We start from the raw sequence: 18,125 nt of genomic DNA on the forward strand, positions 1-18,125 counted from the left end.
CGTTAACACCTCATTTTATCGAACAAACCTCCGTTTTTGTCAAATAAATATGGATTTTCCTCGTTTATGGGTGAAGTTTGATTCTGAAATTTTAAGTTCCCTCATCTTGTTAAACTAAAAAAATTGGTTATGGCTGAAAAACTTGTTATTATCTCCGATATGTGGGGAGTTAAAAAGGGTCTTTGGATTACATCTTATTTTGGATATCTTCAACAGTATTATGACATTGTCTTTTACGATTGTCAACAATTGGGATGCATTGATACACCTGTTTCTTCCGAAGAAAATATTCACAAGGCTTTTGTAGAGGGCGGTATTGATACGGCAGTAGCCCATTTACTTAAAAAAGAAACCGAGGCGAGTCATTATTTGGCATTTAGTACTGGGGGTACCGTGGCGTGGAAAGCTGCATTGAAAGGTTTGCCAGTAAAATCACTTACAGCTGTTTCACCTACCAGGATAAGGTTGGAAAATGAGAAACCTGATATACCAATGAACCTTATATATGGAGGGAAAGATGAATTTCGACCGAGTAAGGACTGGGCTAACAAACTAGAAACTGAAATCAATGTGATTCCGAACTTTGGGCATCAATTGTACTCAGATGAGAAAATTATATCAGAAGTTTGTTTAAGCCTGCTCACAAAGGTCACCAAAAAAGCAGTTTAGTCTACGAAACTGCTTTTAATTTCTTTATGGTTTCATACGAAAGTTTTTCCTCGGCATAGGCCTTGGTCACCTTAAATTCCTTTTCGTCGCTACTCGGCAGTGTGAACATTGCATCCGTGAATACAGCCTCGCACAGAGAGCGCAATCCTCTGGCTCCTAATTTGTACTCAACGGCTTTTTCCACAATATAGGTCAATGCCTGTTCCGTAATGCTAAATGAAATGTCATCCATAGCAAACAGTTTTTCGTACTGTTTGATAATGGCGTTTTTGGGTTCGGTAAGAATGGCCCTTAATGTTTTGGCATCCAAAGGATTCATATGAGTGAGTACAGGAAGTCGTCCAATGATTTCAGGGATAAGTCCAAATTCCTTTAAATCTTTTGGAATAATGTATTGAAGAATATTCTCGTTATCCAGACGATCTTCTGCCTTTGAAGCACTATAGCCAACTGCTTGCATATTCAATCTTTTGGTGATGATGCGCTCGATACCGTCAAAAGCACCTCCGGCCACAAAAAGAATATTCTCTGTATTTACCTCAATAAATTTTTGATCTGGATGTTTTCGCCCACCTTTAGGTGGAACATTGACAACGGTTCCTTCCAATAATTTCAAAAGACCTTGTTGAACACCCTCACCTGAAACATCTCGGGTAATTGATGGGTTGTCACTCTTTCGGGCAATTTTATCTATTTCGTCAATGAAAACAATACCTCTTTCTGCCTTTTCAAGGTTATAATCAGCAGCTTGCAACAACCTTGTCAAGATACTTTCAACGTCTTCTCCAACATAACCGGCTTCCGTTAAAACCGTGGCATCGACAATGGCTAAAGGAACATTCAACATTCGGGCTATGGTCTTGGCAATAAGGGTTTTTCCAGTACCCGTTTGTCCGACCATAACAATATTACTCTTTTGGATTTCAACATCATCATCCTTGCCCTTTGGCTGTAAAAGCCTTTTGTAATGGTTATAGACAGCAACCGACATTACCTTTTTGGTGCGCTCTTGCCCAATAACAAAAGTGTCCAAAAAGTCTCTAATTTCAAGAGGTTTTTTCAAAACCAATTCCGAAGAAAGGTCTTGATTTTTAGATTGTTTGGATTCCTCAGCTACAATACTATGGGCTTGTTCTATACATCTGTCACAAATGTGTGCGTCTAGACCAGCTATAAGAAGGTTGGTCTCAGGTTTTTTTCTACCACAAAAAGAACATTCCAAGTTTTCCTTTGCCATATAAACATTTAAAGTTCAATCACTAATAACGTAAAAAATCTGTGTTTTGTTTGTTATTAGTGGTTGTTTTTTATCTTATTTGTTCGTTTTTAGGACTTATCCCTTACCAAAATTTCGTCGATCATGCCATATTTTTTGGCCTCATCTGCCCTCATCCAATAATCTCGATCACTATCCTCATAGACTTTATCAAACGACTGTCCAGAATGTTTGGCAATAATCTGATACAATTCATCCTTGATTTTAAGAACTTCTTTAGCAGCAATTTCTATATCACTGGCTTGGCCCTGTGCTCCAGACAAGGGTTGGTGTATCATTACACGTGAATGAGATAGCCCACTACGTTTGCCTTCTTCGCCCGCGCAGAGCAATACAGCAGCCATGGATGCAGCAATACCGGTACAAATAGTAGCTACGTCCGGTTTTATAAACTGCATCGTGTCATAAATGCCCAATCCGGCATAAACACTTCCGCCAGGTGAATTTATATAGATTTGAATATCTTTTGAGGCATCTGCGCTTTCCAAAAAGAGCAGCTGCGCTTGGATAATATTGGCAACCTGATCATTGATGCCTGTACCCATAAATATGATCCTGTCCATCATTAATCTTGAAAAGACATCCATGGCTATGGCATTCAGCTGTCTTTCCTCTATAATGTTTGGAGTCATTCCAACTGGGTACATACTACTCACGATTTGGTCGTAATACATGCTGTTGACCCCATGATGTTTGGTGGCATATTTTTTGAACTCTGTTCCGTAATCCATAGGAATTTCTTCGATTTAGCTTAAAAAAAAGGTGCCGAAAACTAAGCTTTCGGCACCGTAAAGATACTTATTTTTCTTTTAGCCCAATCTAGCTGTAGGCTTCCTTAACAAAGTCATCATAGGTAACCTCTTTTACCTTGAGGTTTGCGTGTTCTTTGTAGAAAGTCAATAGTTTTTGGCTCATCAGCTGCTCTGAGAGTCTTTTTACTTCGTCTTGATTGCTCATTACACGAGTCGCGATGTTTTCCAATTCTTCTTCTTGGGGGTCCAAATGTCCATATTGCGCCATTTGTGACTTGATAAAGCCTTTGGCAAACTCTTTCAACTCGTCTAATTGAACTTGAAGGTCATTTTCTTTGATAATTTTACCTTCTATAAGTTGATAACGAAGTCCTTTTTCAGACTTTTCAAATTCTTCTTTGGCTTCATCATCTGTTAGAGGGTTTTCGCCACTGACTTGAATCCATTTTCTTAAGAATTCTGATGGAAGATCAAATTTGGTGTCTTCAATCAATCTTTCCGTGATATCGTTCAATAATTTTTGGTCGGATTGTTGCTCAAATTGCTTTTCAGTGTCCTCTTTGATTTTCTCCTGAAGCTCTTTTTCCGATTTTACAGTGTCCTTTCCAAATAATTTATCAAATAACTCTTGGTCGAGAACAGCGGGTTGGCGTTCGTTGATTTCTTCAATGACAAATGAGACTTCGACATTAAGTTTCTCAGCTTTTTCCCTACTAACTCCCAAGGCACTGGATAACAGGTAATCTTCTTTAAAAAGCCCCTTGGTTTTTAGTTGAACTGAATCACCCACTTTTTTGCCCACAAGGGCATCTAAAGCTTTTTTGCCCTTGATTTTATCAAGTTCAATAGTAGTCTTGTTTTCTATTTCCTCAGCTTCATTTTTGAAAGAACCGGTCAGTTCATCAGACTTGCCAGCTTCAGTTTTTGAAACCAATTTACCGTACTGTTTCTTGATGCGGTCTACTTGCTCATTGACCATTTTTTTATCAGCAACGATTTTATATTGGGTAACTGCTTTTTTGGTCTTTACCTTGACTTCAAAATTTGGCGCTAATCCCAATTCAAATTCAAAATCGAGACTGTCACCGTCCCAGTCAAAATCTTCCTGTTGTTTTGGAAGTGGATTTCCTAGAACATCCAATTTTTCCTCGGTAAGATATTTGTTAAGGTTGTCTTGAAGTAATTTGTTTACTTCATCTACTAAAACCGCTTTTCCATACTGTTTTTTGATAAGGCCCATAGGTACATGTCCTTTTCTAAATCCAGGTATGTTAGCCTGTCTTCTGTAATCATTCAGAATTTTTTCTACCTTATCTTTATAGTCATCCTTGCTTATGGCAACTTTTACCACTGCATTTAGCTCGTCAATCTGCTCTTTTGTGATATTCATCTCCTACCTTTTTTTGCTATTCAAAAATGGGTGGCAAAAGTAATGCATTTTCTGATTGGTGCCAACTTTTTAAAGTATTGGTTTCCAAATACAATCAATTCTTTTTATCCTCTTTGAAAATTGAATGTAAAATAGATTGTAAAAAAGATAGTAGTAGGCTGAAAATTATAGCCCACCAAATACTGGAAACTTCAAATCCATCAATAAAATTTGCAGCAATCAGTATTATGAGTGCATTGACCACCAAAAGAAATAAACCTAACGTAATGATGGTAATGGGCAACGTCAGAATAATTAAAAATGGCTTCACCAAAAAGTTAAGCAATGCCAGAACCAAAGCCACTATAATTGCAGTGGTTATACTGTCAACATCAACTCCTGGCAATACATAGGAAAGAATGATTACAGCTAAAGCATTTAATAATAATCTGATAATTAGTTTCATCTTCAAAATTGGTTTAAACAAAAAAGGCACCGCTGAAACGGTGCCTATAAATATAGTGAATTTGAGTTAGTTACTCGATGTAAAGCCCTGTGTAGTCAAGTGGATTCACTCCGGGTAGATTGGACCCAAATTTTTCATTTATGGCCTCGAGAAAAGCATTGGCAAGAATAGCATACCCACGAGGTGCCGGGTGCACGCCATCCAAAGAGAATCCTCCTCCTGTGGCAAAAGTAGAAGTGACTGTACTGCCATCTGGCAAAGGAAAACCAGAGGTCTTCAATTCACTCAACAATGCATTGGCGTCGACAAAAGCCAAATCAAATTGAGTTGCGAGAGCTTCTATTGTTGCATTATAAGCTGTAAGGGCATTGCTTATCGCAGTTTGCTCTTCAGGTGTTAATACCCATTTATCCTCTAGGGGAATTGCAACTCCATTAATTGATGTTGGATCCTGCGGGTTAGCCAGTGACCCAATAAATGTGCGAGAGGTCAAAACCATTAGGTCTTCTGCGGTAGCTTGCCTCATGTTTATAAGTGCAGAGTTGATACCGGTCAAATTAGTTAAATCTTCATCAAGAATTACTACGGCATTACTATCTCCAGCGGAAAAGGAAATGGTTCTTTTGGCTATTTCCATGTCTGCTTCCTCTTGGGTAATGGCCATCTGACCCACAAGAAAATTCAAGGCACCGGCTACTCCTGCATTGTAAGCCGCATAAGAACCGTTTAAAAGTGTGGCGGTAGCCTCATCTAGAGGAACCGGGTTATGCGGTACGGTAGTGAAATAAGGAATATCCGTTACATTTGGAATGTTAGCAATGACACCATCTGCTCCTCCAGCGGTCATGGTTGCAAGGATGCCATTAAGAGCATTTGCAAAAACGTTGGGGTCAGTAATATCGTTTCGCTCGTATGTGGCAGGATTAATGTTTCCTGTTTGGTCTGTTCCTGAACCTCCATTGGTGGCATACAAAAGGATGTCATTAGAGCCCACCCAGGTCGAAAAGAAGGTAGCTTGTTGAGCTGCTGCATCTCCGATAACAGTGGCATCTTCGCCCGAAGAGAACCTAACAAAGTATGGGTTGGCAGCTCCCAAAGCCAAAGCGGCCAAACTTCCATATCCCGGAGCTAACAATTCATAACTTTTGGCACCAGGAACGCCCATGTTGTTAAATGGTCCGGTAAGTTTGGTGGAAATTTCAGTGGATCCAGTGCCAGCAACAGGAGTTGGGGCAGGACCATCAGGTAAAAAAGACAAAATCAATCTATTTCCCAAAAGTGGATTTCCCTGCAATGTGGCGCCACCTAGATTATCCGCCATAAAAGGAATTTCAAAAGCTCCTCCACCTACCAAAGCAAAGTTGGAAGCCAACATATTTGGAAACGAAGCTTCTTGTCCAGCCCTAAACAACGCATTGTCAGAAAAACCTGCCGTTAGAGAATTTCCTATGGCGACATATTTAGAGAAATTGGCTGTTCCGGCAGTGTAAACCACGGGGTCTGGTTCTGGCGGTGTTACTATTGGAGCTTCATCATCTTCACAGGCAATCAAGAATAAGCCTAAGAAGGGGAGCAGAGCATATAACTTTTTCATATTCAAATCTGTTTGAGTTAGCGTAAGTTAAATTTATGTTTAAACCAGTCTTACCAAAACTAGGTGAAATTTGTTATTCAGGCAATAAAATGGGCAAAAAAATTATGCATGCATAATAAAAGGCAGTAAAATTTATGAATTTAAAAAGCGTAAGGACTTTTCGGAAAACTGCTTAGGGTTTTCTGCATGCAGCCAATGTCCGGCATTGGAAACAGTTTCAATTTCAGAATTTGGAAAGTGTTTTTTTATCTCAGAGAAATCATTAGGAAGAATGTATTCTGACCGATCACCACGAAGGAAAAGAGTGGGGCCATCATATTTTTCATTCGAATTGATGTTTTCTCCAATCTCATCCATTTTGTCTTTCAGAACATCAAAATTGAAACGAAACCCTAGTTTTCCAGGTTCCTCCCAGAAAAGATTTTTTAAAAGAAATTGTCGAATGCCAAATTCTGGAAGGTATTGGGAAAGTACCGTGTCGGCTTCTTTTCGGCTAGAAATTGAATCAAGGTCCAATTTGCCCAAAGCATCTATTATATATTGATGATGTGGCGGGTAGTATTTTGGCGCAATATCGGCCACTAATAGTTTGGAAATTCGGTCAGGGTTGGTGACCGCCAATTGCATTACCGTTTTGCCGCCCATGGAATGCCCAATAAAATGGGCCCTTTCAATTTGATGATGATCCATATACTGAATGACATCCGAGCTCATGAACCCGTAATCAAAATCATCGGAATGAAAACTCTTTCCGTGATTACGCTGATCAATCAGATGAACTTGAAAATTGTTTTGGGCGTATTGATTTCCCAAGGATTTCCAGTTGTCGGACATGCCCAAAAAACCATGTAAAATCAACAAGGGCTGCCCTTCTCCAAGAATCTTTGAATGTAATACTTCCATTACGTCAGCCTGTGTAAATACATATTGATAACATTTTCAAGCCCCAAGTAAATAGATTCGCAGATAAGTGCATGGCCTATGGAAACTTCTAATAGGTTAGGGATGTTTTCTTTAAAAAATTGAATGTTGTCCAGGTTTAAATCGTGTCCTGCATTAATGCCTAAACCTAATTCATTGGCCTTTTTAGCTGCTTCGGCAAAGGGTTTGATGCTTTCAGATTTATTTCCAAGCGCAAAATCATGGGCAAAGCTCTCGGTGTAAAGTTCTATTCGGTCAGTCCCTGTTTCTGCAGCCCCTTCGACCATTTGAACATCGGGGTCCACAAAAATCGATGTCCGTATGCTATTTTCTTTGAACGTTTGGATTACATCAACCAAAAAGTCCTTGTGCTTTACAGTATTCCAGCCAGCATTTGAGGTAATAGCATCTTCAGCATCAGGAACCAAAGTGACTTGAGTGGGTTTTATGGCCAAGACAAGGTCGATGAACTTAGGTATTGGATTACCCTCAATATTATACTCGGTGGTAACTACGTTTTTGAGGTCATATGCATCTTGATATCGTATATGGCGTTCATCGGGTCTTGGATGTATAGTAATGCCTTGGGCACCGAAAGATTCGATATCCTTTGCGGATTTCACCAAGTTGGGCATATTGCCTCCCCTTGAATTTCTAAGGGTTGCCAGTTTGTTGATATTGACGCTTAGTTTTGTCATGTATAGCAGTTTTGAACGTCAAAAATAAGAATTAGGCACGCCTTTTGCGATTTAAAATTAGTATTTTGCGCTAGAATAAATTGTTATGCAAATCCAAGATCAAATAGTATCTACCGTACCTATTTTTGAAGTCTCAGAGACTTTGGAAGAGGTTATCCGATTTTTTGAGGAGACTACTTTTTCCCATGTTGCGGTTACTGAGGATGGGGTTTTCATTGGATTACTGTCAGAGAATGATTTGGCATGTTTTGAGCCCAAAAAAAATATTGAAAGCTTCCGCTATGAATTGGAAACCTTTTTTGTGACCAAGGAAACTGCTTGGTTGGATGTGCTCGAAATGTTCTCTAGGAACGAGGCAAATATTTTACCTGTGCTCGATGATAACCAAATCATCATGGGATATTATGATCTTGAGGATATTGTCTCTGTTTTTATCGATACACCTTTTTTTAGGGAACCTGGAGGAATCCTTGTGGTTTCCATTGGAATCAAAGACTATTCTTTTAGCGAAATTGCCCAAATAGTAGAAAGTAACAATGCCCGTTTGTTGGGAGCTTTTATTACCGATTCACAAAATGATGTAGTGGAAATTACACTTAAAGTTGGCTCCGAAAATTTGAATGAAGTGGCCCAGACCTTCAGAAGATATAATTATAATATTGTCTTTGGTAATAGTGATGACCAGTTTTTGGAGGATTTGAAGCAACGATCGGACTATCTGGAAAAATACCTTAACGTTTAGGATGAAAGTAGCGGTTTACGGGCAAAGTTTTCATGAAGAGGACAAGACCTATCTAATTGCATTGTTGGAGGAACTTCAAAAAATTGAGGCCAACATTTTTTTGGAATTAGGCTTTGATCAGCTTGTCTCTGAACATATCTCGAGTTTCAATTACAGTACTTTTTCCCAAAACTCTGGTTTGGACTCCTCCTTTGAGATGTTCATCAGTTTTGGGGGGGACGGTACCATGCTACGGGCAGTTACTTATGTAAAAGACTTGGGGATACCCATTGTTGGGGTGAACACCGGTCGACTTGGTTTTTTGTCAACCTTTAAAAAAGAAGATGTCCGCAAAGTTGTAACCGAATTCACGAAAGGAAATTATACCATTGAGGAACGAAGTTTGGTAGAAGTGGAATTGCATTCCGAATTAGAAGAAATTGGAGATTTGAATTTTGCCCTCAACGAGATTACGGTCAGCAGAAAAGATACCACCTCGATGATTACAGTTGAAACGTATTTGAACGAAGAATATCTTACCTCGTATTGGGCCGATGGTTTAATAGTATCCACTCCAACAGGTTCCACAGGATATTCTTTGAGTTGTGGAGGACCGGTGATAGAACCTTCGGCAAAATCCTTGGTTTTGACACCTATTGCCCCGCATAACCTTAATGCAAGGCCATTGGTTATTTCCGATAATACCAAAATTAGGTTGAAAGTATCTGGTAGGGAAGAAAATCATCTGGTCTCGTTGGATTCAAGAATTGCCAGTATCCCCAATGGGAAGGAAATCAGGGTACGAAAATCAGATTTTACCATTAAAATGATCGAATATAAATCAGAAAGCTTCTTGAAAACACTCAGAAACAAGTTGCTTTGGGGCCAAGATAAGCGTAATTGAACCTATCAAAACAATAAAAGAAGCTAAAAGCTGTTTATCAAAAGAGAACATTCAAACAGTATACCCTATTGACTTTCCTTTACCTCTAATATGTTTAAGTTTTTGATTGTATGCGGATAGTTTTGGCTATTTTACTCTGTTGTGTGTTCAAGGTCAGTGCTCAAACCTATGAGGTTGGTCTTTTTGCTGGCGGAGCTAACGTCATAGGAGATGTGGGCAGGACCAATTTTATTTTACCTTCGGGCCCTGCTTTTGGTGGATTGTTTAAATGGAACAAAAGTAAAAGGTACGCCTGGCGAGCAAGTGTGTTGTACGGAACCTTTACCGCAGATGATACCAAATCAAGTAAATCTTCTAGAAGACAACGCCAATATGTGATCGACAATTCAGTATTGGAGTTCTCTGCAGGTCTGGAGTTTAACTTTGTGGAATATAATCTTCATAAGCTCGGACCAGCCTTCACTCCCTATCTTTATACAGGATTAACGTACTTCAGGTACGATTTTAATTATTTTGATGCTCTACAAGTGCAGGATATTAACCAAAAAGAAGGTAGTTTTGCAATTCCAATGACGGTAGGGGCCAAATATCGTTTAAATGAATTTTTGATTCTAGGAGCAGAGATTGGGGCCAGATATACCTTTACGGATAATCTGGATGGGAGTAACCCGGAAGGTTCCAATTTTGAAAGCTTCAGATTCGGAAATATATTGAGCGATGACTGGTACGTCTTTTCTGGTATTACATTAACGTATACCTTTGGGCGCAAACCTTGCCAGGATTGTTTTCAATAAAATGCATACACTAGAGGACGTAGACAAAAACAAACTCCCCAAGCACGTAGCCGTGATAATGGACGGTAATGGAAGATGGGCCAAACAAAGGGGGAAACTTCGGGTTTTTGGCCATGAGAATGGGGTGAAGGCCGTACGCAGCACGGTTGAAAGTTGTGCAAAACTTCAGATAGAGTACCTTACCCTTTACGCTTTTTCTACAGAAAATTGGAATCGCCCCAAATTGGAGGTAGAAACATTGATGAGGCTTCTGGTGTCCTCTCTTCGAAAGGAATTACAAACATTGACCAAAAACAACATAAGACTTTGTACTATTGGGAATATTGATTCCCTTCCTTCAAAAGCACAAAAAGAATTGGCAGAGGTCATTTCTAAAACCGCTGATAACACTGGTATGACCCTTACTTTGGCCTTGAGCTACGGTTCTAGGGAAGAATTAAAAACTGCTGTTAAAGAAATCAGTATCAAAGTTAAAAATAGTATAATTGCACCTGAAAATATTGACGAAACCGTTATTAATGACCATCTTTACACGCATTTCATGCCAGATGTGGACTTGCTTATCCGAACCAGTGGGGAACAAAGGATAAGCAATTTTTTACTTTGGCAAATTGCATACGCTGAATTACATTTTATTGATGTATTTTGGCCGGATTTTAGTGAGCATCATTTGGTAGAGGCAATATTAAGTTACCAAAATAGAGAACGACGATTTGGAAAAACTAGCGAACAACTTAACTAAGGTTACGAAAAATACCACCCAACTATATCTAAAATTACTCATCCTTATACTTTTTACAAGCCAAAGCTTTGCGCAGGATACCTCTTTTGAGAATGGGAAGGAATATATTTTAGGCGGATTGACCGTAACGGGTCTTCAAAGTTATAACGAGCAAACCGTTAAGACCTATACCGGACTTCGCGTGGGGCAACCTATCACCGTCCCCGGGGATGAAATTAGTGCGGTTATTAAAAAACTGTGGGGCTTGGAACTTTTCAGCAATGTTGAGTTCTATTACACCAAAATAGAGGGCAACAAAATATTTTTGGAATTGAATATTTTGGAACGTCCAACGCTTTCCAATGTCACTATATATGGAGTCAAAAAACGTAAAGTAGAAGACATCCTCGACGATACTGACCTCAAAAAAGGCAAGAAAATTACAGAGAGCCTTATTGCGAATACCAAAAACTATTTGGAAAATAAATACAAAAAACAAGGTTTTTTAAACGCCAAAGTAACCATTGCCACGGCTTCAGATACCATAGGAGCAAATACGCAGAGCATGGTAATCAATGTAAAAAAAGGTGATAAAGTAAAGATTAGAAGTATTGTTTTTGATGGAAATGAGCAGTTGTCCGACAAAAGATTGCAGAAATCACTAAAAAAGACCAAAAAGAAAAAATTCTACCGTTTCTGGAAAAAATCAAAATATATAGAGGATCAATACAAGGAAGATCTCTCCAATCTGATCGATACTTATGCTGAAAGGGGATATAGAGATGCAAGGGTACTTTCGGACACCTTTGTCAAGGTAGACGAAAAAAGTATTGATTTAAAAATAAATGTAGAGGAAGGCAACAAGTACTATTTTGGAGATATCAATTTTGTTGGAAACTCTGTTTATTCGGATAGGATATTGAGTCAAGTTTTGGGAATTCGTAAGGGACAAACGTACAATGGCGTGTTACTCAAAAAGCGAATTGCCGATGATTCTAAGCCCGATGGAGAAGATTTGACCAATCTCTATCAAAATAATGGCTATCTTTTTTCTAGCATCAATCCGGTAGAGGTATCTGCAATCAACGATACTATTAACTTTGAGATTAGAATTATAGAGGGTAAAGAAACCTTTTTAGATCACGTAACGGTTACCGGTAATGACAAAACCAACGACCATGTGATTTTTAGGGAACTACGAACTAAGCCCGGGCAGAAATATAGCAAAGACAATATTGTAAGAAGTATTCGTGAACTTGGACAATTAGGCTTTTTTGATGCTGAGCAGATTGCTCCGGACATTCAAAATCCGAACCCTAATGCTGGTACAGTGGACATCAATTACAGTTTAGTGGAGTCGGGCTCCAGCCAAATTGAGTTGCAAGGTGGTTTTGGTGGAGGTGGTTTCATAGGAACCCTCGGACTTTCATTTAGCAATTTCTCCCTAAAGAACATTTTTAATGGAGAAGCGTACAAACCCGTTCCCATGGGTGATGGGCAAACTTTTGCGTTACGTTTGCAGGCGAGTAGAACTTTTAGGGTCTACAGTTTAAATTTTTCAGAACCATGGTTAGGCGGTAAAAAACCGGTTAGATTTAATCTTTCCTTATCAAGAACGCAGCAGTTTGCTACCAGTTTTAATAGTAGGGGTAGATTCGATGTGGACAAGAACAGAGGGTTTGCCATTACTGGTGTATCTGCAGGTTTGGCCAAAAGGGTACGATGGCCAGATGATTTCTTTACCGTTTCTCATTCTGTTGCCTATCAGCTCTACGATTTTAACAATTTCAATAACGGACTTTTCAACTTTGGTAATGGTAGCTCAAACTCCTTGAGCTATACATTAGGTATTTCTAGAAGCTCGCAAGGGCCTAGTAGAATATTTCCAATGACTGGTTCAAACTTTGAATTGACAGCGAAGTTTACACCGCCATATTCACTTTTTGGAAGCAAGGATTTTAAGGAGATACGATCCCAAATCAATGATAAAACAACTCGGTTAATAGAAATCGGTGGACCAAATACCGGAACCGTGGAAGAACAGGCCGAATTTGTTCGCCTTAGTGATGAAATAGAAACTTTGGAAGAAGAACGCTTTAAACTGTTGGAATTCTACAAGATTAAGTTTAAGGGAGATTGGTATACCAACTTGGTGGATAAGTTGGTACTTCGAACCAATGCAGAGTTCGGATTTTTAGGAAGCTATAACAATGACATAGGTGCTGTACCTTTCGAACGCTTTTTTGTAGGAGGGGATGGCCTTGGTAACTTTACACTTGACGGCCGGGATGTAGTACAACTTAGAGGTTATGAAAACAGCTCTTTGACTCCTTTTAGCCGAAATGCAATAACAGGTCAAAATGAAAGGGATGGAGGTACAATTTATAATAAATTCTCTCTAGAACTTAGATATCCGTTGACCTTGAAACCATCTGCTTCCATCTATGCACTTACTTTTTTGGAAGCGGGTAACGCCTTTAACAATTTTAGTGAATTTAATCCGTTTGAATTAAAACGATCTGCCGGAGTGGGGCTACGTATTTTTATGCCGGCATTTGGTCTCTTGGGTATTGATTTTGGATATGGATTCGATTCAGATGCAAATCCATCCTCAGTTGGGCCAAGCGGCTGGCAAACGCACTTCATTATCGGTCAGCAATTTTAACTCTAAGAAAATATGGGCATCTTAACGTAATAAACAGCTCATTTTGAATTAATTAGTTATTTTGGCACGATATTTTCTTTGTAAAAGCGGAATCAAAAATGAATAGTAAAGTTCTTTTGACATTGATTGTTTTGATGGTATCACTGCATGGCTTTTCCCAAAGAGGTGTCAGAATAGGATATGTGGATATGGAATATATCCTGGAAAATGTGGAAGAATATCGTGATGCTACAGAACAGTTAAATGCCAAAGCTGTTAAATGGAAGCAAGAAATTGAGCTCAAACAAAGTGTTATAGAGCAAATGAAGAAAGATTTAATGGCCGAAAAAGTATTGTTGACGGATGAACTCATTGCTGAGCGCGAAGAGGAAATCCAGATTTTGGAGGGTGAAATGCTAGATTACCAACAAGATCGTTTTGGCCCACAAGGTGACTTGGTGTTACAAAAACAACTTTTGATTCAACCTATACAAGATCAAGTTTTCAATGAGGTCCAAAAAATAGGAGGTAATAAAAGATATGATTTTATTTTTGATAAATCAGCAGATGTCGTAATGTTGTATTCCGAAAAAAGACACGATATAAGTGACTTGATATTAAGGGAGATAGCTAGGACACGAAAAGTGAGCAAGTCCAACAAAAAAGCAAAGGAAAAAAGCAGGTTGGACAAGTTCAAGGATGAACAGGCAGAAGAAGATAAAGAAATAAGTGAGGCCTTAAAAGAGCGCCAAGCAAAAGCGGAAGCAGCAAAAGATGCAAAAGCAAAATCAGCCGAGGAGCGAAGAGCCGAGCAATTACGATTAAGAGAAGAACGAAAGAAAGCATACGAGGCAAGAAGGCAAAAATTATTGGAAGAGCGTGATGCCAAGCGAAAAGCAAAGCTTGAAGAACGAAAAAAAGCGCAGGAACAAGAAAAAGATTCAATACCTAATTAAATATTGAAACATAAAAATTAACTTTTCAAAATAGTAACTTAGAACCATGAAAAATGTAAAGAAGATCGCTGTAGCCATTGTATTGTTTGTTGCAGCTACGGGCTTTGTAAATGCGCAGAGCAAGGTTGCACACATTAATGTACAGCAATTATTGTCTGAAATGCCGGAGATGAAGACAGCCCAAGCAGAACTCAAAAAATTACAGGAAACCTATAGAGCTGATATAGAAAGCTCACTTACTGAATATCAAAACAAAGCGACTCAGTATTCCAACGAAGCCTCTTCAAAGACAAGAGAAGAAAATTTGAAGCGACAAGAAGAATTGGCAGGTTTTGAAAAAAGCATTGGTGAATTCCAGCAAAATGCACAACAGCAAATGGCACAAAAACAGCAAGAACTGTTTGCGCCAATTTCAGATAAAGCCAAAGCCGCTATCGAAAAAGTGGCAGCTGCCGAAGGTTTCGACTATGTTATTGACGCAAGTCCAGGATTGAGCCTTATCGTTGCCAAAGGAAAAGATTTGTTGCCAGCTGTAAAACAAGAGCTAGGCTTCTAAATTTGGATTAAAAATATATTTAAACCGCTTTTTTCCGTTGAAAGAAGCGGTTTTTTTATTCCATTGATTCAATAGTTATATTTTTGGATATGCAAAATCCAATAGGAATTTTTGATTCTGGCGTAGGTGGGACCTCTATCTGGAAAGAGATTCGTAAAATACTCCCTTTGGAAGATACTATATATTTGGCCGATAGTAAGAACGCGCCCTATGGCTCAAAATCTGAAGAAGAAATACTTCAACTTAGTATAAAGAATACAGAGTACCTTCTTGAAAAAAAATGTAAGCTTATTGTGGTGGCGTGTAATACCGCTACTACAAATGCCATAGACGAGTTACGGGCAAAGTATGAGGTGCCCTTCATTGGTATTGAACCAGCAATAAAGCCTGCGGCTTTGCGGACCAAGACCAAGAAAGTAGGGGTATTGGCTACAAAGGGTACACTGACCAGTAATTTGTTTTATAATACCTCCAAAATATTTGCGGAGGGTATCCAAGTATTTGAACAAGAGGGTACAGGGCTGGTCGAATTGATCGAGGCGGGTAAAGTAAATTCTGAAGAAACAAAGAAGCTGCTGGTTAGATATATTGACCCAATGCTTCAAAACGGAATCGATTCGCTTGTTTTGGGCTGCACCCATTATCCATACTTAATACCTGTGCTAAAAAAAATCCTTTCAACCGATATCAGCATTATTGATTCTGGGGAAGCGGTTGCACGTCAAACCAAAGCGGTTCTTGATAAGCAAGGGCAGTTAGCTTCGGAAAATAAAACTCCAAAACACATTTTCTATTCCAATACCGATATCACTGTGCTTCAAAGCATGGTTAAGGAACCCAATATTCAAGTGGCCCATCTGGATTTTTAAGAATACCTCATTCTAGAAATGAGAAGCCCGAAATGGATAATCTGACTATTTTCTTTTATAAGTAAGATATGTGAAATCAAATTTATGCTTATCATCCTTTGGATGATATTTCTCACGCGTTAACTCCCAAGCGGCCTCATCAATTTCTGGAAAAAAAGTATCCGCTTCAAAGCTATGGTGGATTCGGGTCAGCTCAATGTCCGTAGCAATGGCCATTGACTGTTTGTATATTTCCCCTCCACCAATAATAAAGGAGCGTTCTTCATCCCCGACCAATCCGATAGCTTCCTCCAAAGAGTGTACTACCTTGCATGGGAATTTAGGTTTGTAGTTTTGATCCCGCGTCACCACAATGTGCTCGCGGTTCGGTAAGGCTTTAGGGAAGCTTTCCAGCGTCTTTCTGCCCATAATTATCTTATGGCCCGAAGTGAGCGCTTTAAAACGCTTAAAATCGTCCGGTAAATGCCAAGGAAGGTCGTTGTTTATGCCCAGCGCATTGTTTTCTGCTGCAGCTGCGATTATGATCAATTGTTTCACTGATCTTTTTTTTTATTGATGTTGGAAATGGGAAAATCGGTCTCTATTTCCTTTTGAAGTTCTGAAATCCGTTGTTTTTGTTTTTGCACTAATCTCTCCCGTTGCTTTCGCTCCCAATCCTGGCCCATAAACTTGTGGGTGACAAACACATTGAAAGTGTGAAGAACCAACAAAAACATCCAAAGAAGAATAGCCCAAACAGACCAATCATATGTTTCTCCATATTTAAGAATCTTATTGGCCAGCACCAACAGCACACTTCCAATCAAGAACATCACAAAATGGGAGAACAACCTTTTCTTTTGGCGAACCCTCTTTTGGGCATTTTCCAATAGTTCGTGTTGTTCAATGTCAAGAGTACTTTCCGATGATTTCTTTTTGGAAAACATTGAATGGCTATCTTTATTCACAAATATAACCTAATTAGACCCAAAGCACTAGAAATGCAAAATCTCCGAAAAAAGTTCCCCGTTTTAAAACAATGTATTTATGCAAATACTCCGGCAACTGGATTATTGTCTGAAGATTTGATGGAGTGGAGGCAAGAACATGATTTGGACTATCTAATCGGAGGAAGTATCACCAAGCAAAAGAATTTTGAAAGCATTGGGGATGTAAGAGATGCCGTTGGTAGGTTTTTTCAGTGCATATCGGAAAATGTGGCTTTGGTCCCGAATTTTACACTTGGATTGAACATGTTGTTGGAAGGACTATCTAAAGATAACCGTATACTTTTGGTGGAAAATGACTATCCTTCTCTAAACTGGCCTTTTGAAACCAGAAGTTTTCATCGAGAATATGTCAAAATTAGCAAACACTTTGAGGAGGAAATCTATAATAGAGTTGAATCTGGAAAAGTTGATGTTTTGGCCATAAGTATAGTACAATGGATCAATGGTATAAAAATCGACCTTGATTTTATAAAAAAGCTAAAGAACGATTTTCCAAATCTTTTGGTTATTGCGGATGGCACACAATTTTGTGGAACCCAATCTTTCAACTTTGCTGATTCTGGGATTGACGTACTCGGGACCAGTGGTTATAAGTGGCTTTTGTCGGGTTATGGCAATGGTTTTGTTTTGGTGTCCAAAGCAGCAAAAGAGCGCTTTATCCCCAAGTTTATTGGCAATGGTTCTGTAGACAGAAATGTGAATTTAAGAAACACCATACCCTTTTGTAAACATTTAGAACCTGGACATTTGGATTCTTTCAATTTCGGAAGTCTACAATTTTCACTGAACTTTTTAGAGACCGTTGGTATGAATCATATTGATGTTCAACTTCAAAAACTATCACAAAAAGCCAAAGAAGGATTTTCTTCATTAGGGTTATTGGAAAACGAGGTGGTGGAACGTAAGGTACATAGTACAATATTCAATATTAAAGGAGATGAGCAGCTTTTCAATAAATTATTGGACGAAAACGTGGTATGTACCAGGCGTGGAAGTGGCATTCGACTCGGTTTTCATTTCTATAACACCGAAAATGAGATAGATGCCATTTTGGATATTATTAAATCTTGAGAAGCCAATTCTTTATTTTGTAAAAAAAATCCTCTTGATTTTATCAAAGTAATTCTATTGTTAGCTGCATTTTAATAATCTGATAAATCGAACTTAACTTATTGTGAATAAGCGGTTTTATCTATTGTTTTGTGCTGGTTTTTAATCTTAAAAAA

The 18,125-nt window shown here is 38.8% G+C and carries 19 protein-coding genes; 10 read left to right on the forward strand and 9 right to left on the reverse strand.

Going from position 1 to position 18,125, the window contains the following annotated elements; translation table 11 throughout:
* The first annotated feature begins 129 nt into the window (after positions 1-129).
* The gene (locus tag E4661_RS07040) at positions 130-669 is read left to right on the forward strand and encodes an alpha/beta fold hydrolase (protein WP_136466123.1); all 540 of its coding nucleotides are present in this window, start codon (positions 130-132) and stop codon (positions 667-669) included.
* 1 nt (position 670) lies between these two features.
* Here E4661_RS07040 and clpX read toward each other — a convergent pair whose 3' ends face one another.
* The 7 genes from clpX to E4661_RS07075 form a co-directional block, all read right to left on the reverse strand.
* Positions 671-1,906 carry an ATP-dependent Clp protease ATP-binding subunit ClpX gene (gene clpX / locus E4661_RS07045; protein ID WP_136466124.1) on the reverse strand — a complete coding sequence of 412 codons (1,236 nt, stop codon included), beginning with the start codon at positions 1,904-1,906 and terminating at the stop codon, positions 671-673.
* A gap of 89 nt (positions 1,907-1,995) precedes the next feature.
* Complete coding sequence (gene clpP, locus E4661_RS07050) at positions 1,996-2,676, reverse strand: ATP-dependent Clp endopeptidase proteolytic subunit ClpP (protein ID WP_136466125.1); 681 nt, start codon at positions 2,674-2,676, stop codon at positions 1,996-1,998.
* An 88-nt stretch (positions 2,677-2,764) separates the two neighbouring features.
* Positions 2,765-4,087: a trigger factor gene (gene tig / locus E4661_RS07055; protein WP_136466126.1), complete on the reverse strand. Its 1,323-nt coding sequence runs from the start codon at positions 4,085-4,087 to the stop codon at positions 2,765-2,767.
* Between the two features lie 94 nt (positions 4,088-4,181).
* Positions 4,182-4,532 carry a phage holin family protein gene (locus E4661_RS07060; RefSeq protein WP_136466127.1) on the reverse strand — a complete coding sequence of 117 codons (351 nt, stop codon included), beginning with the start codon at positions 4,530-4,532 and terminating at the stop codon, positions 4,182-4,184.
* 70 nt (positions 4,533-4,602) lie between these two features.
* Complete coding sequence (locus tag E4661_RS07065) at positions 4,603-6,126, reverse strand: SGNH/GDSL hydrolase family protein (protein ID WP_136466128.1); 1,524 nt, start codon at positions 6,124-6,126, stop codon at positions 4,603-4,605.
* Positions 6,127-6,258: 132 nt separating this feature from the next.
* A complete protein-coding gene (locus E4661_RS07070) occupies positions 6,259-7,029 on the reverse strand; it encodes an alpha/beta fold hydrolase (RefSeq protein ID WP_136466129.1) in 771 nt (256 codons plus the stop codon).
* Complete coding sequence (locus E4661_RS07075; protein ID WP_136466130.1) at positions 7,029-7,745, reverse strand: pyridoxine 5'-phosphate synthase; 717 nt, start codon at positions 7,743-7,745, stop codon at positions 7,029-7,031. Before E4661_RS07075 ends, E4661_RS07070 begins: the two co-directional genes overlap by 1 nt.
* Before the next feature lie 85 nt (positions 7,746-7,830).
* On the opposite strand from E4661_RS07075, the gene E4661_RS07080 reads away from it, so the two are divergent.
* The 8 genes from E4661_RS07080 to murI all read left to right on the forward strand — a co-directional run bounded on the left by E4661_RS07080 (position 7,831) and on the right by murI (position 15,910).
* Positions 7,831-8,487, forward strand: coding sequence for a CBS domain-containing protein (locus tag E4661_RS07080; RefSeq protein ID WP_136466131.1), 657 nt, complete (start codon positions 7,831-7,833; stop codon positions 8,485-8,487).
* A gap of 1 nt (position 8,488) precedes the next feature.
* Positions 8,489-9,370: an NAD kinase gene (locus tag E4661_RS07085; RefSeq protein WP_136466132.1), complete on the forward strand. Its 882-nt coding sequence runs from the start codon at positions 8,489-8,491 to the stop codon at positions 9,368-9,370.
* Positions 9,371-9,480: 110 nt separating this feature from the next.
* Complete coding sequence (porG, locus tag E4661_RS07090) at positions 9,481-10,164, forward strand: type IX secretion system protein PorG (RefSeq protein WP_136466133.1); 684 nt, start codon at positions 9,481-9,483, stop codon at positions 10,162-10,164.
* A 1-nt stretch (position 10,165) separates the two neighbouring features.
* Positions 10,166-10,906 carry an isoprenyl transferase gene (locus E4661_RS07095; protein ID WP_136466134.1) on the forward strand — a complete coding sequence of 247 codons (741 nt, stop codon included), beginning with the start codon at positions 10,166-10,168 and terminating at the stop codon, positions 10,904-10,906.
* Positions 10,878-13,550 (forward strand): BamA/OMP85 family outer membrane protein, encoded by a 2,673-nt coding sequence (locus E4661_RS07100; RefSeq protein WP_136466135.1) that lies wholly within the window; start codon positions 10,878-10,880, stop codon positions 13,548-13,550. The genes E4661_RS07095 and E4661_RS07100 overlap by 29 nt, the downstream gene beginning before the upstream one ends.
* 98 nt (positions 13,551-13,648) lie before the next feature.
* Positions 13,649-14,485, forward strand: a complete 837-nt coding sequence (locus E4661_RS07105; RefSeq protein WP_136466136.1) for an OmpH/Skp family outer membrane protein — start codon at positions 13,649-13,651, stop codon at positions 14,483-14,485.
* Positions 14,486-14,531: 46 nt separating this feature from the next.
* Positions 14,532-15,041: an OmpH/Skp family outer membrane protein gene (locus E4661_RS07110; protein ID WP_136466137.1), complete on the forward strand. Its 510-nt coding sequence runs from the start codon at positions 14,532-14,534 to the stop codon at positions 15,039-15,041.
* 89 nt (positions 15,042-15,130) lie between these two features.
* The gene (gene murI, locus E4661_RS07115; protein ID WP_136466138.1) at positions 15,131-15,910 is read left to right on the forward strand and encodes a glutamate racemase; all 780 of its coding nucleotides are present in this window, start codon (positions 15,131-15,133) and stop codon (positions 15,908-15,910) included.
* Positions 15,911-15,955: 45 nt separating this feature from the next.
* On the opposite strand, the gene E4661_RS07120 is transcribed toward murI, so the two are convergent.
* Together E4661_RS07120 and E4661_RS07125 are read right to left on the reverse strand one after the other, a co-directional pair.
* Positions 15,956-16,447, reverse strand: coding sequence for a dihydrofolate reductase (locus E4661_RS07120; RefSeq protein ID WP_136466139.1), 492 nt, complete (start codon positions 16,445-16,447; stop codon positions 15,956-15,958).
* A complete protein-coding gene (locus E4661_RS07125) occupies positions 16,444-16,836 on the reverse strand; it encodes a 2TM domain-containing protein (RefSeq protein WP_136466140.1) in 393 nt (130 codons plus the stop codon). Before E4661_RS07125 ends, E4661_RS07120 begins: the two co-directional genes overlap by 4 nt.
* A 54-nt stretch (positions 16,837-16,890) precedes the next feature.
* Between E4661_RS07125 and E4661_RS07130 the strand changes: the two genes are divergently transcribed.
* Positions 16,891-17,970: an aminotransferase class V-fold PLP-dependent enzyme gene (locus tag E4661_RS07130; protein ID WP_136466141.1), complete on the forward strand. Its 1,080-nt coding sequence runs from the start codon at positions 16,891-16,893 to the stop codon at positions 17,968-17,970.
* The last annotated feature ends 155 nt before the right edge of the window (positions 17,971-18,125 follow it).

It is taken from the genome of Flagellimonas onchidii (genome assembly GCF_004804315.1).
In the GTDB taxonomy this organism is placed as follows: domain Bacteria; phylum Bacteroidota; class Bacteroidia; order Flavobacteriales; family Flavobacteriaceae; genus Flagellimonas; species Flagellimonas onchidii.

Bases quoted from the DNA above. Each gene is read 5' to 3' on its own strand.
- clpP (WP_136466125.1), bottom strand. From the start codon at position 2,676: ATGGATTACGGAACAGAGTTCAAAAAATATGCCACCAAACATCATGGG.
- murI (WP_136466138.1), top strand. From the start codon at position 15,131: ATGCAAAATCCAATAGGAATTTTTGATTCTGGCGTAGGTGGGACCTCT.
- E4661_RS07040 (WP_136466123.1), top strand. From the start codon at position 130: ATGGCTGAAAAACTTGTTATTATCTCCGATATGTGGGGAGTTAAAAAG.
- E4661_RS07130 (WP_136466141.1), top strand. From the start codon at position 16,891: ATGCAAAATCTCCGAAAAAAGTTCCCCGTTTTAAAACAATGTATTTAT.
- E4661_RS07060 (WP_136466127.1), bottom strand. From the start codon at position 4,532: ATGAAACTAATTATCAGATTATTATTAAATGCTTTAGCTGTAATCATT.
- E4661_RS07065 (WP_136466128.1), bottom strand. From the start codon at position 6,126: ATGAAAAAGTTATATGCTCTGCTCCCCTTCTTAGGCTTATTCTTGATT.
- tig (WP_136466126.1), bottom strand. From the start codon at position 4,087: ATGAATATCACAAAAGAGCAGATTGACGAGCTAAATGCAGTGGTAAAA.
- E4661_RS07075 (WP_136466130.1), bottom strand. From the start codon at position 7,745: ATGACAAAACTAAGCGTCAATATCAACAAACTGGCAACCCTTAGAAAT.
- E4661_RS07095 (WP_136466134.1), top strand. From the start codon at position 10,166: ATGCATACACTAGAGGACGTAGACAAAAACAAACTCCCCAAGCACGTA.
- E4661_RS07070 (WP_136466129.1), bottom strand. From the start codon at position 7,029: ATGGAAGTATTACATTCAAAGATTCTTGGAGAAGGGCAGCCCTTGTTG.
- porG (WP_136466133.1), top strand. From the start codon at position 9,481: ATGCGGATAGTTTTGGCTATTTTACTCTGTTGTGTGTTCAAGGTCAGT.
- E4661_RS07105 (WP_136466136.1), top strand. From the start codon at position 13,649: ATGAATAGTAAAGTTCTTTTGACATTGATTGTTTTGATGGTATCACTG.
- E4661_RS07085 (WP_136466132.1), top strand. From the start codon at position 8,489: ATGAAAGTAGCGGTTTACGGGCAAAGTTTTCATGAAGAGGACAAGACC.
- E4661_RS07080 (WP_136466131.1), top strand. From the start codon at position 7,831: ATGCAAATCCAAGATCAAATAGTATCTACCGTACCTATTTTTGAAGTC.
- E4661_RS07125 (WP_136466140.1), bottom strand. From the start codon at position 16,836: ATGTTTTCCAAAAAGAAATCATCGGAAAGTACTCTTGACATTGAACAA.
- clpX (WP_136466124.1), bottom strand. From the start codon at position 1,906: ATGGCAAAGGAAAACTTGGAATGTTCTTTTTGTGGTAGAAAAAAACCT.
- E4661_RS07110 (WP_136466137.1), top strand. From the start codon at position 14,532: ATGAAAAATGTAAAGAAGATCGCTGTAGCCATTGTATTGTTTGTTGCA.